Source organism: Mycolicibacterium chlorophenolicum (genome assembly GCF_001044235.1).
Lineage (GTDB): Bacteria > Actinomycetota > Actinomycetes > Mycobacteriales > Mycobacteriaceae > Mycobacterium > Mycobacterium chlorophenolicum.
Window position 1 is genome coordinate 1 of sequence record NZ_JYNL01000041.1, and the last position, 12410, is coordinate 12410.

General features: G+C 64.0%; 13 protein-coding genes and 1 pseudogene. 6 read left to right on the forward strand and 8 right to left on the reverse strand.

Going from position 1 to position 12410, the window contains the following annotated elements:
- Positions 1–537: 537 nt before the first annotated feature.
- On the forward strand, positions 538–1086 hold the full coding sequence (locus tag MCHLDSM_RS37780) for a hypothetical protein (RefSeq protein WP_060937714.1): 549 nt from the start codon (positions 538–540) through the stop codon (positions 1084–1086).
- A 33-nt stretch (positions 1087–1119) separates the two neighbouring features.
- Here MCHLDSM_RS37780 and MCHLDSM_RS39500 read toward each other — a convergent pair whose 3' ends face one another.
- Entirely contained in the window at positions 1120–1422 is a 303-nt protein-coding gene (locus MCHLDSM_RS39500) for a rhodanese-like domain-containing protein (RefSeq protein ID WP_234714096.1), read from the reverse strand.
- A 299-nt stretch (positions 1423–1721) separates the two neighbouring features.
- Between MCHLDSM_RS39500 and MCHLDSM_RS17740 the strand changes: the two genes are divergently transcribed.
- The 3 genes and pseudogenes from MCHLDSM_RS17740 (at position 1722) to MCHLDSM_RS36255 (ending at position 4148) form a co-directional block, all read left to right on the forward strand.
- Positions 1722–2435 (forward strand): DUF1326 domain-containing protein, encoded by a 714-nt coding sequence (locus tag MCHLDSM_RS17740; RefSeq protein ID WP_048471301.1) that lies wholly within the window; start codon positions 1722–1724, stop codon positions 2433–2435.
- Positions 2436–2799: 364 nt separating this feature from the next.
- Positions 2800–3000 (forward strand): annotated as a pseudogene (locus MCHLDSM_RS40480) (DUF1942 domain-containing protein); the annotation flags it as partial.
- Positions 3001–3203: 203 nt separating this feature from the next.
- Entirely contained in the window at positions 3204–4148 is a 945-nt protein-coding gene (locus MCHLDSM_RS36255) for a hypothetical protein (RefSeq protein ID WP_174545990.1), read from the forward strand.
- Between the two features lie 46 nt (positions 4149–4194).
- Here MCHLDSM_RS36255 and MCHLDSM_RS17750 read toward each other — a convergent pair whose 3' ends face one another.
- The gene (locus MCHLDSM_RS17750; protein WP_048471330.1) at positions 4195–4650 is read right to left on the reverse strand and encodes a hypothetical protein; all 456 of its coding nucleotides are present in this window, start codon (positions 4648–4650) and stop codon (positions 4195–4197) included.
- A 377-nt stretch (positions 4651–5027) separates the two neighbouring features.
- On the opposite strand from MCHLDSM_RS17750, the gene MCHLDSM_RS17755 reads away from it, so the two are divergent.
- Entirely contained in the window at positions 5028–5408 is a 381-nt protein-coding gene (locus MCHLDSM_RS17755; RefSeq protein WP_048471303.1) for a BlaI/MecI/CopY family transcriptional regulator, read from the forward strand.
- A complete protein-coding gene (locus MCHLDSM_RS17760; protein WP_048471304.1) occupies positions 5408–6349 on the forward strand; it encodes a M56 family metallopeptidase in 942 nt (313 codons plus the stop codon). The genes MCHLDSM_RS17755 and MCHLDSM_RS17760 overlap by 1 nt, the downstream gene beginning before the upstream one ends.
- Before the next feature lie 277 nt (positions 6350–6626).
- On the opposite strand, the gene MCHLDSM_RS17765 is transcribed toward MCHLDSM_RS17760, so the two are convergent.
- The 6 genes from MCHLDSM_RS17765 to MCHLDSM_RS17790 form a co-directional block, all read right to left on the reverse strand.
- Entirely contained in the window at positions 6627–6830 is a 204-nt protein-coding gene (locus MCHLDSM_RS17765) for a DUF2933 domain-containing protein (protein ID WP_322788672.1), read from the reverse strand.
- A 250-nt stretch (positions 6831–7080) separates the two neighbouring features.
- A complete protein-coding gene (locus MCHLDSM_RS17770) occupies positions 7081–9402 on the reverse strand; it encodes a heavy metal translocating P-type ATPase (RefSeq protein ID WP_048471306.1) in 2322 nt (773 codons plus the stop codon).
- Between the two features lie 42 nt (positions 9403–9444).
- On the reverse strand, positions 9445–9690 hold the full coding sequence (locus tag MCHLDSM_RS17775) for a heavy-metal-associated domain-containing protein (protein WP_048471331.1): 246 nt from the start codon (positions 9688–9690) through the stop codon (positions 9445–9447).
- A gap of 161 nt (positions 9691–9851) precedes the next feature.
- Positions 9852–10139, reverse strand: coding sequence for a metal-sensitive transcriptional regulator (locus MCHLDSM_RS17780; protein ID WP_048471332.1), 288 nt, complete (start codon positions 10137–10139; stop codon positions 9852–9854).
- Positions 10140–10494: 355 nt separating this feature from the next.
- Positions 10495–11685, reverse strand: a complete 1191-nt coding sequence (locus tag MCHLDSM_RS17785) for a L,D-transpeptidase (protein ID WP_082168959.1) — start codon at positions 11683–11685, stop codon at positions 10495–10497.
- A gap of 269 nt (positions 11686–11954) precedes the next feature.
- On the reverse strand, positions 11955–12338 hold the full coding sequence (locus tag MCHLDSM_RS17790) for a hypothetical protein (RefSeq protein ID WP_234714097.1): 384 nt from the start codon (positions 12336–12338) through the stop codon (positions 11955–11957).
- Positions 12339–12410 lie beyond the last annotated feature (72 nt).

The window sequence follows — 12410 nt, forward strand, 5'->3', positions numbered from 1 at the left end:
CCTTTCTGAACTGGCCTGATTGATGCGTAGAGAACACCAATCCTCCCAGCTCAAGGGGCACTTTCCTCATTCCGACACCCCACGACCAACCAATTTATCGGTGGATCGAGGCTTAGTCGTTGCAGCTGACGGTGACTCCCGGTCAGCCAAAGCGCGCCGAGCACGACAACTTGGCGTCGCGATCTGCACCTTCTCCGAATTTGTGCTCGCACTCGAGACAGGAAGGCCTGTGACATCGGCCCGCGTTGCTTCTTCGGGCGTCGCCGTCGTATGTGTCACCTGCGGATGCTCATGGATGGCCCCTAGGCAATCCGTCGGTGCGATGTGTGTTGACTGCTCGCGCTCGGCGCTGTTTGACGAAGGAGCGCCGCGCCCTGAAGGGGTCAACCTCAGCAGCGACGGAACGCGCGAATCGACCTCCGCCGTTGTGATCCTGCTCTGTGCCGACTGCGGAACCCATTGGGAGCGACCACGAGTTCGAGGTCGCCGACCCACGCTCTGTCAGGAATGCGCGGCCAAGGATAGGGCTATCTGAGGATGGAGTATCAATCGGTCGCCGTCGTTGACGCCAGCGCGGACGCCATTATTGTTTGGCAGGTTGACGTGAGCTCCGACCCGTCGGGATTGAGCCGGATGTCCGGTGCATGGGTTCTGGCGGCAACTGATTCCACGACATTGAGATCGCTTACGGAGGCTCGTTACCTAGCAGCCACCAGGGCCGGCTTGGGCGCCTGCCGACGCGCCCGAGCCAGCGGATATACGGCCAGGATCGACCTCTCGCTGACTCTCACCCAAGTCTCCGACGAGGTCGACCGACTGCAGAAGATGTTCGAACAAGCGGTTGCCGGCTGGAAGTCCACACTTGTCCCTCCCGCCTGGCCAACGCTTCCCCGGTGCATTGACGCCGACAAACCGCCCGTCGATCGCGATGCTCCCGGAGATGTCCTATTCGCACTTGAGATCGCACGATGGCTGGAAGCTGTCGCACTCGCATGGGAAGTAGTTGAGCAGCAGCGTCTGATGCGCAAGCAACTTCGCGGCGAACATGAAAGCTACCGCAAGTTGCCTCTGGCAACAGCGGAGTAAAGCTCAGGGCGGCCAAGGCCGTCCGCGGAGAGGTCATATGCCAATCAGCTCGCGGCCGTCGGCTTGCCAAGCGCGCATGCCGCCACGCAGTTCGACGACATCGGTGAAGCCGAGACCGCGAAGCGCTTCAGCCGCAGTCGCACTCATCGGCCCAGACCGGCAGTAAATTGCCAACGCCGCACCGCGATCGGTCGGGAGTCGACCGGCCTGCTCAGTGATCTGGTCGAACGGGATCGACAGGTCCGTGCCGGCGATGTCGCCCTCGAAGGGCACATGGACGTTCACCGTCACCCGATCGGGCTCGGCGATCGCTGCAGCGAACTCGTCGGGGTCCACCAAACGGGCGGCGGTGGGCGTCTGGGTCTGCGACGTCGACGTTGGGCGTGGACCTATCGACGTGCACGCGCCCAGCGCCAGTACGGCGACCAGTACCAGAACCGCGACAACGAATCGTGATGCCGACGTGGTGAAAACCGACTGTGGATATCGCCATCGCGACGCTTCGACACGACTGCGGCGATCCGAATTGCGCATCGCCCAAATATACCCCCTAGGGGTACTTGCGCACCAGCGTTTCGAGCGCTACGGTTACCTGACTAAATACCCCCAGGGGGTATAGGAAAGGATGGAAGGTGATGACACGTACCTCGACAGCCGTCGACTGGCATCTACGCGGTGACTGGTTCGATGTGTGCAGCTGCAAGCTGCCCTGCCCGTGCAGCTTCGCCCAGGAGCCCACCCACGGTGACTGCCTGTTCACCCTCGTCTGGCATGTCCGCGAGGGCCACTTCGGCGAGGTGGATCTCGCGGGACTGACCGTCGTCTCGCTCGGCGAGTTCACCGGAAACATGTGGGTCGGTGACCCCAACGCGATGATGAAGCTGATGTTCTACATCGACGCCAAGGCCGATGCCCCCCAGCGGGAGGCGTTGGAGCGGATCTTCACCGGCAAGGTAGGCGGCTGGCCAGCCGAATTCGCAAGCCTGATAGCGGATCTGCGTGGTATCGAGTACGCGCCCATCACTTTCGAGTCCGCAGACGATCTGGCCTATTGGCGCGCCGAAATTCCGACCAAGGTGGATGTGCGGGTTGCTGCGCTGACTGGCCCTACTTCTGATCCGAACCAGCGTGTCACGACCGTCAACGCGCCGGGCGCCGAGGTCGGGCCCGGGCAGGTCGCTACATGGGGAGTCGTCGAGCGTGATGACGCTGTCGGCTTTGAGTGGTCGCACGAATACCGCGGCGGCTCCAGCAAGCACTTCCCCTTCGACTGGCGACCCGAGGGCGGCGACACGGGCCAGTCGGAAACCGCCTCGGATGAGGATTCGTCATGTCGGTGCTGCGCCTGACCCGTGTTGGCCTGCGCCGACCGGATGAGGGCAGGGTGGCCGCCCAGGACGTAACAGTTCCTGGGCCGGGCGCCCCCGCCCGGCTTCGACTACACGCGGGCCAAAGCCGCCGGTAGGGCATGGACTGCCGCGCAACGCTGCCAAGTACTGACGCCGCTGATTCGCGTGGTGGTGTCACACGATCGGGCTGCTGCGGGTCGCGCCCGGTTGCCGTGGCACCGGGGTCATCGACCTCGATGATCTACGCCGTCCAGATTCCCAGTTGACGCGCACATATCTGTTCGGTCTGGGGCTGCCGCACTGGATAACGCACGGTGGACCATGAACTGGTCTACGTCGCCGGCTTGCCCCCGCCAGCACACTCGCTCAAGGCCAAATTTCAAGTGGCAAAGTCCATTTCGATACCGCAGGAGCAGAACCGATGGCGGTCGTCTATGCCGATGCCAAGGCTGCACCTCTGGTGTGGTGCTCCAATGGCGCCATGAAAATGCCGATGCCGATGGAGAACTGCCCGATGTACTCCGCCATGGATGAGCCGTGCCCACGTTGCCAGGATCGAATGTAAGCACCGACAACGCTCACGACGCGCCGGCCGGAAACTGACTTCGTCTCCGCCACTTGCAGACAAACACTGCGCGCGATCGGGTGGTGTCACTAGCTGGGGTGATCTCCATCTCGTGTCACCGATCCGCGGCGGGAAGCGGAAGTTCGACAGGAGTCGCTGCGGTCGGTGGCGGAGTCATCCCGGTATCAGGGGAGCGACGGGTCTTGGATGTTCGTCATGGTCGTCTTGATGAGCTGCCGATCGCGCCTGCTGCAGATCTGGTACTCGACCGTTATCCGCTGGTTCTCGTGCCCGTCCGGCTGCTATGCCACTGTCAAGCAGTGACGGCCAAGGATGCGATCAAGACGGACAGCCAATTGTCTGCCCGGTGCGCAGCGATTGCTTCCGTCGGCGCGGCGACTATCCACATTGTGGTCGCGCCCATGCACTGGCGTGACTGGTTGCCATCAGGACTGTTTTTCGCGTCCATCGCGATGTTCCAGCTACTCTGGGCGCTCCTTGCCTGGTCGAGGCCGGTATCGGCGTTGCTAGCTGCTGGGGTCGCGGCCAACGCCGGGTCAGCCGCGCTGTGGGTCCTGTCCCGGACCGCGGGTGCTCCCTTCGGCCCGTCTGCAGGCCAGCCCGAGGTCGTGGACGCCGCCGGAATCGCAGTCCTGTTGCTTCAGTGCTACGTCGTGATGGGCGCCGGATGGGCTTTGGTTCGCCGTTATCGTGCACAAGAAGTATCTGGAGTCGGCAGGGCGCTGGTCCTGCTCGGCGCGAACACCGTGATGGCGGGTGCTGTGACCGTTGGACTGGTTTCGACCATGCAAGGCCATCAGCACCACCATGGGGGAGTGGCCGAGGCTGAAGACGCACACCCCGCCGTCCCAGGGGCGCATGCAGAGGGCCAACACCATGAGGGCGGCTCGCACAGTGCTGGTTCACCAAGACCGGATAGCCCCGGCAGCGTTGCGACGCCGCCTCCTGCGGAGCCGGGGCCGCTCCCGAACGACACCGTCCACGACACTGCCGAGGGTGACCACGCTGAGCATGCGGCTCCCGCGAATAGTGTTGCCCGACAGTCATCCTCAGCTGAGACGGTTGATGAGCTCGGCTTGTCGCCGGGTGAGCTCGAGTCGGACGGTCACCGCCACGATCACGGTTGAGTCCTGCTCGGTGAGCCGGGCGCGTCGAGCGGACTGAGGCGACTGCTCAGTGTCCGTGGTCGAAGACCACCAGGGTGTGAGCTAGCGTGGCATCGACGAAGTAGGCGCGGCAATCAAAGTGGTCTTGGATCGTCGAACCGATCTCGGAGGGGGCATCGACTCGGCCGGACACGTTGAGGACAGTGATGCGCGAACTGTCGACGCCCTTGAGGGGCTCTTCCAGCGTCAGCGCAAAGAGGTCTTTGCCGTCTTTTTCAAGGCTGCTTGCCTCGATGCGGATGTCAGAGAAATGCGCACTTGTCGGCGCGACCAGGCGCTTGCGGACATCGGATTGGCATCGTTCTTGCGCCAATTGCTCGGCGGAGGGCCCGGACTGCCGGTCCTCCGCAAGCCGCTGTGAGCCGATGGCGAAAGCGACGGCGGCTGCCCCCGTCACGCTCATCGCGCCGATCAACAGCAGTCGTCGCCGGCTCACCGTACGACCACCGCCGTGGCTGCCCATGATCTCCCTGCCGGTTCGAGGTGTGGTGCAGTTCCCGACGCGCACACTACGGGAGGATCAGAGGTGCGCCGAAGGATTCGATCGATTGCGAATTCGGCGCGGAGCACTGCCGGGCCGCCCCTTCCCACGGTGGCTCCGTCTCGTGGCTGTGTCACTGGCGGCCCAGGTATCAGGAACACACCTGCGCCGTTGCCGCGTACGCCATCCTTGAGTCCTCTAGGTGAAAGTCGCCTGTACAGAACGTCATCAGGGGCGTCTTCGGCCACCGGCGGGGTTTCGGCACGTTGGCAATCATCTCCGTAGCGGAGTAGTAACAAATTCGCGGAGACCGCGAGACCCTGGGGTAGTCTGAGCGCCGAAGTTCTGGGAGGCTGCAGTTGCGAATACGAGGATTTGGAGAGCTGGAAGCGGTCATCATGGATCGCATCTGGAAGCGCGATCCAACGGTGTCCACGACAGTTCGCGAAGTGTTCGACGAGCTAGCGGCCGAGCGGGGCATTGCTTACACCACGGTGATGTCGACGATGGACAACCTGCATGGCAAGGGTTGGCTGCAACGTGAACGCGACGGTAAGGCCTATCGGTACTGGCCCACGCTGTCGCGCGAACAGCATGGCGCACGCTTGATGCGGGAAGCCCTGGACACTGGCGGCCGCTCCGATCTGGTGCTCAGCCATTTCCTGGAGCAGATCGGCCCCGAGAAGGCTGAAAAACTGCGTGCTGAGTTGCGGCGACTGAGCCGTCGGAAGAAGAAGTAGTGCTGACCGCCGCCGGGCTGGTGTTGTACAGCGTTACGGTGTTGCTTGCCGGCCCGCGACTTCTCCCCAGATTTACCCGACAGGGCCATTCTCCCAAGTTGGGCGTTGCGGTTTGGTTGACGGCCATCGGGACAGTACTGGTGGCCTGGGCCAGCGCCATCGCATTCTTCGTTATCGAAGTCGCACGTCATTGGAGTCATCCGGAGCTGGTGGTGCTGTCGTGCCTGGATCATCTTCACGGTCTCTTCGCTGGTGATCATGGTGGTACGTCACAAGCTTTGGCGCTCATTCTTGCAGCCGCGATCCCAATGGGACTGATCGTCACCGTTTTTCGTCTGTTCCGGGCCTTGACCCGGCTGCGACTTCGCACGCACGACTACGCCGAAGCTGTCCGGCTGGTTGGGCGATTCACCGGCGAGCCCAACGTAGTGGTCATCGACGCCCCCGAGCCTGTTGCCTACTGCGTGGCAGGACGACCACCGGTGATCGTGGTGACCTCCGCGACGCTAGCGGTCCTGGAGAATGATGAGCTGAGTGCGGTTCTCGCGCACGAGCGGGCACATCTTGCAGGGCGCCACCTGAACATCGTCTCGGCGCTCCGTAGTCTCGCATCGGTCTTTCCTCACCTGACATTGATGACCGAAGGTGCCGCAGAGGTTGGTCGACTTCTCGAGATGTGTGCTGACGACGCCGCTGCGCGTCGTCACGGTAGCGCGGCGCTTTTGTCCGGGTTGCTCTCATTGGTCGACGCGGCCCCGGCCGGTGCGCTGGCGGCGGCGGGCGTCGCAGTGCTGGCGCGCGCCGAACGGCTTACTGCGCCGCCGACGCGTCGAAACCGACTGCGCGTCCATGCCGCATCGACAGCGGCGATGACAGTCATGGTCTCGGCACTCCTGGCCGGCCCCCTAATGGCGCTGTTGGGCCTACCGGCGTGTGGCTGACAAGTGAGGTGCGGTATGTCCGACCCTCCGCGGTAGGGCCCCGTGTCTGCGATCGCAGCGTCTAGCGCCCATCATTGTCGGATCATGCGCAACGCGCATGCAGCATAGGCGCCTATTGCGCGCCACTTGAGGTTCGTCCGAGGATGGAAGAGCTAAGCCGAAAGCTGCGAACAACAGGGCGTTGACGATGGCTAACGGCCATAAGCCATAGGCGGTCTCGCCATGGTGTCGGACCTTTGAGGCGTGAGGGCCGCCGATTTATGACGGTCTGGCGGACTTACTGCGCGGCACACCGTCGGTGGACCCGGGGGCGGGACCCGCCCCCGTGTCCGCCCATCATGAACAGCATCATGACGGGGCATACAAGCACGACTAGCGCCAACAGAATAGTCGAAGATGACACCCCGAGTACGAACGCACCGACGGCGGCGGCACCTAAAGCCAGGGCGTACCACGCAAGATGTTGATTCTTCATCGTCATCTCCTATCTGGGGTAGTACGTAGTTACTACGTGTGTAACTATCGTCTTGCGCGGGCGACACGCCAACCGCCCTAGGTCCGCCTCCTCACCGGCACAAGACCTCACCCCGGGAGGACTAAATGCCCCTACGCAACCGTCTGCGCGGGGGATGGGCGGTTTGCGGTCATTTACGTGGGGCACGTGCAATGGGTGCCCAAGCACTCGGTACCGTCGGCTGCGGCCTGCAGTGCGACGGAGTTTCCGACAGCCTCTAGACAGGCGTTGACTTCGAGGTATCCGGGACACCAGCGGCCGTCGGCGAAGAGGCGATGCTGGCGAACCGCCGCAGGCGGAGGCTGTTGCTGACCACGAAGACCGAGCTGAATGCCATTGCGGCGCCGGCAATCAGCGGATTGAGTAGGCCCAAGGCCGCGAGGGGGAGTGCGGCGACGTTGTAGGCGAATGCCCAGAACAGATTTCCCTTGATGGTTTTCAGGGTTGATCGGGACAGTCGGATGGCGTCTGCGGCGGTGCGCAGATCACCGCGGACCAGCGTCAGGTCGGATGCCTCGATCGCCACGTCGGTGCCGGTGCCCATTGCGAGGCCCAGATCGGCTTGCACCAGGGCGGCAGCATCGTTGACTCCGTCGCCGACCATGGCCACGGTGCACCCCTGTGACTGCAGGGTTTTGACCGCATTGACCTTGTCGGCGGGCAGAACTTCGGAGATCACGTCGTCAGGGTTGATGCCTACCTGTGCCGCCACAGCGAGCGCAGCGCGCCGGTTGTCGCCGGTCAGCAGGATCGGCCGCAGGCCGAGCTCCCGGAATTGTTCGATGGCTTGCGCTGAGGTGTCTTTCACCGTGTCAGCGACGGTGATCACGCCCCGCATTTCTCCGTCCCAGGCCACCCATACCGGGGTGCGACCCTGCGACTGGGCGTCCTCGGCGATGGCGATGAGGTCATCTGGAGCGGTCAGTGCCCAGTCTTCGGTGAGCCATCGCAGCGTCCCGACGATTACTGCGTGGCTGTCGACGACGCCGCTGACGCCCTGGCCGTTGTGGGTGAGGAAATCCTGCACCGGCGGCAATGAGCCCCCTGCGGATGCCGCGGTGGCGATTGCCGTGGCAATCGGGTGTTGAGAACCATTCTCGATCGCTCCGGCCAAGGTGAGGACCTCGTCGGAGTTCTCCCCGGCCCGCGGGTTCACCGCGATCAGGCCCATGTGGCCCGTGGTAACGGTGCCCGTCTTGTCCAACACGATGGTGTCGACGCGGCGGGTGGATTCGAGCACCTGTGGTCCCTTGATCAGGATGCCGAGTTGGGCACCGCGCCCGGTACCGACCATGAGCGCCGTGGGGGTGGCCAGTCCGAGTGCGCAGGGGCAGGCGATGATCAGCACAGCGACAGCCGCGGTGAAGGCGACTGTGGCCGAGTGCCCGGTGCCCAGCCAGGCGGCCAGAGTCACCGCCGAGAGCGCCAAGACGATGGGCACGAAGATCCCCGACACCCGGTCGGCCAGCCGTTGCACCGACGCCTTGCCGTTCTGGGCTTCCTCGACCAGTCGCGCCATCTGGGCGAGCTGCGTGTCAGCCCCGATCCGACTGGCGCGCACCAGTAATCGGCCGCCGGCATTGACGGTGGCGCCGGTGACGTCATCTCCTGGGTGTACCTCCACGGGCACTGATTCGCCGGTGAGCATCGACGCGTCGACCGCCGACGTACCCTCCACCACTATGCCGTCCGTAGCGATCTTCTCCCCGGGGCGCACCACGAAGACATCTCCGACGCTGAGTTGAGCGGTGGGGATGCGGATTTCGACTCCTTCCCGCAGGACTGCCACGTCTTTGGCGCCCATCTGCAGCAGTGCGCGCAGGGCGGCGCCCGATCGTGTTTTGGCCCGCGCCTCGAAGTATCGGCCGGCCAGGATGAACACGGTCACCGCAGCGGCGACTTCGAGGTAAATGTGCTCGGTCCCGGAATCCGATTGCGGAAGCAGGGTGAACGGCATCCGCATGCCCGGCATGCCGGCGTGCCCGACAAACAATGCCCACAACGACCACAGGTAAGCCGCGCCGACCCCCAAGGAAATAAGCGTGTCCATCGTGGCGGCGCGGTGGCGGGCGTTGGTCCACGCGGCCCGGTGAAACGGCAGTGCGCCCCACACCACGACGGGTGATGCCAACGTCAGTGCGAGCCACTGCCAGTTCGTGAACTGTAGTGCCGGGATCATCGACATCGCGATCACCGGCACTGTCAGGATCGAGCAGATCAACAGTCGGCTTCGGAGCGAGTCGGCCTCGTCGGCGGCTGGGGCAGTCGCCCCGGGCTGGTCGGCATCCCGGGGCGGTGACGGCACTGCCGCGGTGTAGCCCGTGGCTTCGACGGTCGCGATCAGCACTGCCGGATCCAGCGAACCCGAGTAGGTCACGTGCGCCTTCTCGGTGGCGTAGTTGACGCTGGCATCGACCCCGTCGAGCTTGTTCAGCTTCTTCTCGATACGAGCCGCGCACGACGCGCACGTCATGCCGCCGATCGACAACTCGATACGGTGGGGCTGGTCGACCGCCACGCCGTGTTTCGTGGGGCTCATGCTGGGTCCTTTGGGTGCCTGCTGGAAGAGGGGATGAACGAGCTAGCGGGGTTCTGGGCCCGCGAGCAGGCGGTAGTCGCCGGCATCATCGAGGGCGGCAGCGATTTCCTGAGGTGCCGGTGGTGTGTCAGTAGTGAGCGTGACGGTGGATACGCCGCCGGGAACCAGCTCGACGGCGACCGCCTCCACGCCGGGCAGTGCCGACAGCTCCGCGCTGACCGCGCTGACGCAATGCGCACACGTCAATCCGTCCACCGCGTAGGAGTATGTCGTCGGGGCGGTGTTCATGGTCGTCTCCTTCATTCGTGTCGACTGGGCTGGACCTTCCGCGCTGGATCCGCAGCAGCAGCATCCTGGCGACGCGGATGAAACCGCGGTGAGCGGGATCTGAGTATTCGGGGACATATCGTGGCTTCTTCCCTTGTGAGAGCGGTTTGCGATACGAGCTTTCAGGAGCGCACGAGACGAGCGATGGCTGCCGAGGCTTCGCTGATCTTTTGGTCGGCCACCTCGCCGCCCTGCTTCACGGCGTCGTGCACACAGTGGGAGAGATGTTCTTCGAGGAGCGACAAAGCCACCGACTCCAGCGCTTTTGTGGCTGCCGAAACTTGCGTGAGTACGTCGATGCAATAGGCGTCCTGCTCGACCATCCGCGCCAAGCCGCGCACCTGCCCCTCGATGCGGCGCAACCGCTTGAGGTAGTCGACGCGGGATTCCGCGTAGGCGGGTGTATCCATGTGCACGATCCTCCTCTGATTACCCCCCGGGGGTATGACGCCAATATACCCCTTGGGGGTATAGCGGTGTCAAGAGTGTCGTTGACGTTGCATCCGGCACGCGGCGCCACTCGACGGCCCTCTGTCCGACCTCGAATCAGGTTGATGCCTGGCACCGCCCGCGGTGGCGTGATTGAGCACGACGGCGGTCATCGGGCTGTGGGAATACTGCCCCGGGCACTCCAGGTCGTTGTGCGCGCCCGCAGCCCTCACCTGAGGGGTCCGCCGCCGAACTTCAGCTGCTGGGGCCGGGTGGCTCTCGCCTGTGGACCATGTCAGCCAGCGGGGCGCCCGATGGTGCGCTACTTACCCGCGTTCACCGCAGCGCGCTGCCGGCGAGCCACCGGTCCCACGGAACGCTCCAGTCGCCGTTCTGCCACACCTGCAACGGTTCGCCGCCGGTGTTGCGGACTTCCACGATGTCGCCAGGTTGCGAGAACTCATAGAACCATTTCGCGTTGTCCCCGTTGAGGTTCAGGCATCCATGCGACACATTGGTGTTCCCCTGAGCCCACACTGTGCTGTCGAGTTGATGCAGATAGATGCCATCTGTGCTGATCCGGGTGGCGTAGTTGATGGTCTCGCGGTAGCCCAGTCGAGAATTGATCGGCAACCCATAGGTCGACGAGTCCATGATCACCGGGTTCGCCTTGTCCAGTACCGAGTAGACGCCACGTTGAGTCCAGAACGAAAAGCTCTGACCGCCAATTGTTTCAGTGCCGCCCATTCCCATCGACGTGGGCATGGTGCGGACCAGGACGCCATTCTCGTAGACCTTGACCTGCTTCGTCGCATCATCGGCGATCGAGACGTGCGCGTCGCCGATGGTGAACGTGACTCTGCTGTCTTCCTGTCCGTACAGACCATTCCCAAGGGGAGCCCCGTAGATATTCGCCTCTGCGGTCACCACGGTGCCGGTCGCGAAATACTCTCTCGGGCGCCAGTGCACATTCTGGTCGTCGAGCCAGTACCACGATCCCTCCACCGGCGGAGAAGTCGTGACCTTCAATCGCCGCTCCGCAGCCGCTCGGTCGCTCATCGGTTCGTCGAAATGGGCTACCACCACCGTGCCGATTCCGTAGATGCCGCCCTCGCGAATCGGCGTTCCGGCAGTCGTGTTCAGGGAGGCCCTCGTTTGGTTCCGAGGAGTCAGCGTGGAAAACGAAGAGGTTCGAGTCACTGGTCGGCCGTCGGTGCCTTCTGCGTTCACCATCAGCGTGTAAGAACGCCCGTAGCCCAGCGGGACACTGGGCTTCCAGACCGTGTCGTCGGGTGTCATGACGCCAGGGACGGAGACGCCGGCCTCGTTGATCATGCTGACCCCGGTCAAGCGGCCTGCCGTCGCCGTCACCGTTACCGGCCCTAAGGGGTCTACTTCTCGGGCGCCATCTCGCGGAAACATCGTGGTGGCGGCCGGAGCCGGTGTAGGCGATGGGACGACGGGGGCCACGGTCGATTGCGGCGTTGGGCAATCGGCTGCGCAGCGGTCCTGCGACATCGCAATCATGGTGCCGAGTGAGCCAAGGACGATGAGCACAACTCCGAGCACTGTGGCCTGCGTCCGACGATCAAGTAGCAATGCGGCTCCGTCAAGCTGGGAAGGGGGGTCGCGACACTTCGGCGGACCCGTTACGTTCATCGTCTACCTACGTATTTCGATAGTAGATGAAGCGCACGTCAACAGCTCAGGTGGGGGAGGGAGGGGAGCACCCGACTGCGAGGCGGCCCGTCCTGACGCCGACCTGGACGTGATCCTTGCTCGCGGTCCGGCCTGCCTCAGGGCATGGCCGCCGCTGCGAGCGTCGCCGCGAGCCACACTGCGGCGACGAACGACAGCGGCCACCTAAACGAGGAACGCAGCATGATGTTCACCAGAGTCATGACGCCGATGGACGACGCGCCCGCAACCGCCAAGACAGCGACCGATCCCTTTGACCCATCGCGGACGCTGGTAGCGGCCACGTAGATGGTGAGAATCCCGGCCGCTGCCGCGTAGCCGCCGAGGACAACGAACACCCGTCGCAGCCAGCGTCCGAGACGCGGTATCGAATCGGCGATTTCGTCGGCGCTGCGATCCAGGTAGCACAGATCCTCGGGTAGCAGAGCTGGCCGCGCCAGCATGAAGAACCCGCCGATGCCGACCAGGGCCGCGCCGCCCACCCCGAACAACCATGCCGCCCAAATCACTGCTCTCTCCAACCGGCGCGTACGCCCGCCCATCGACTCCGCGGG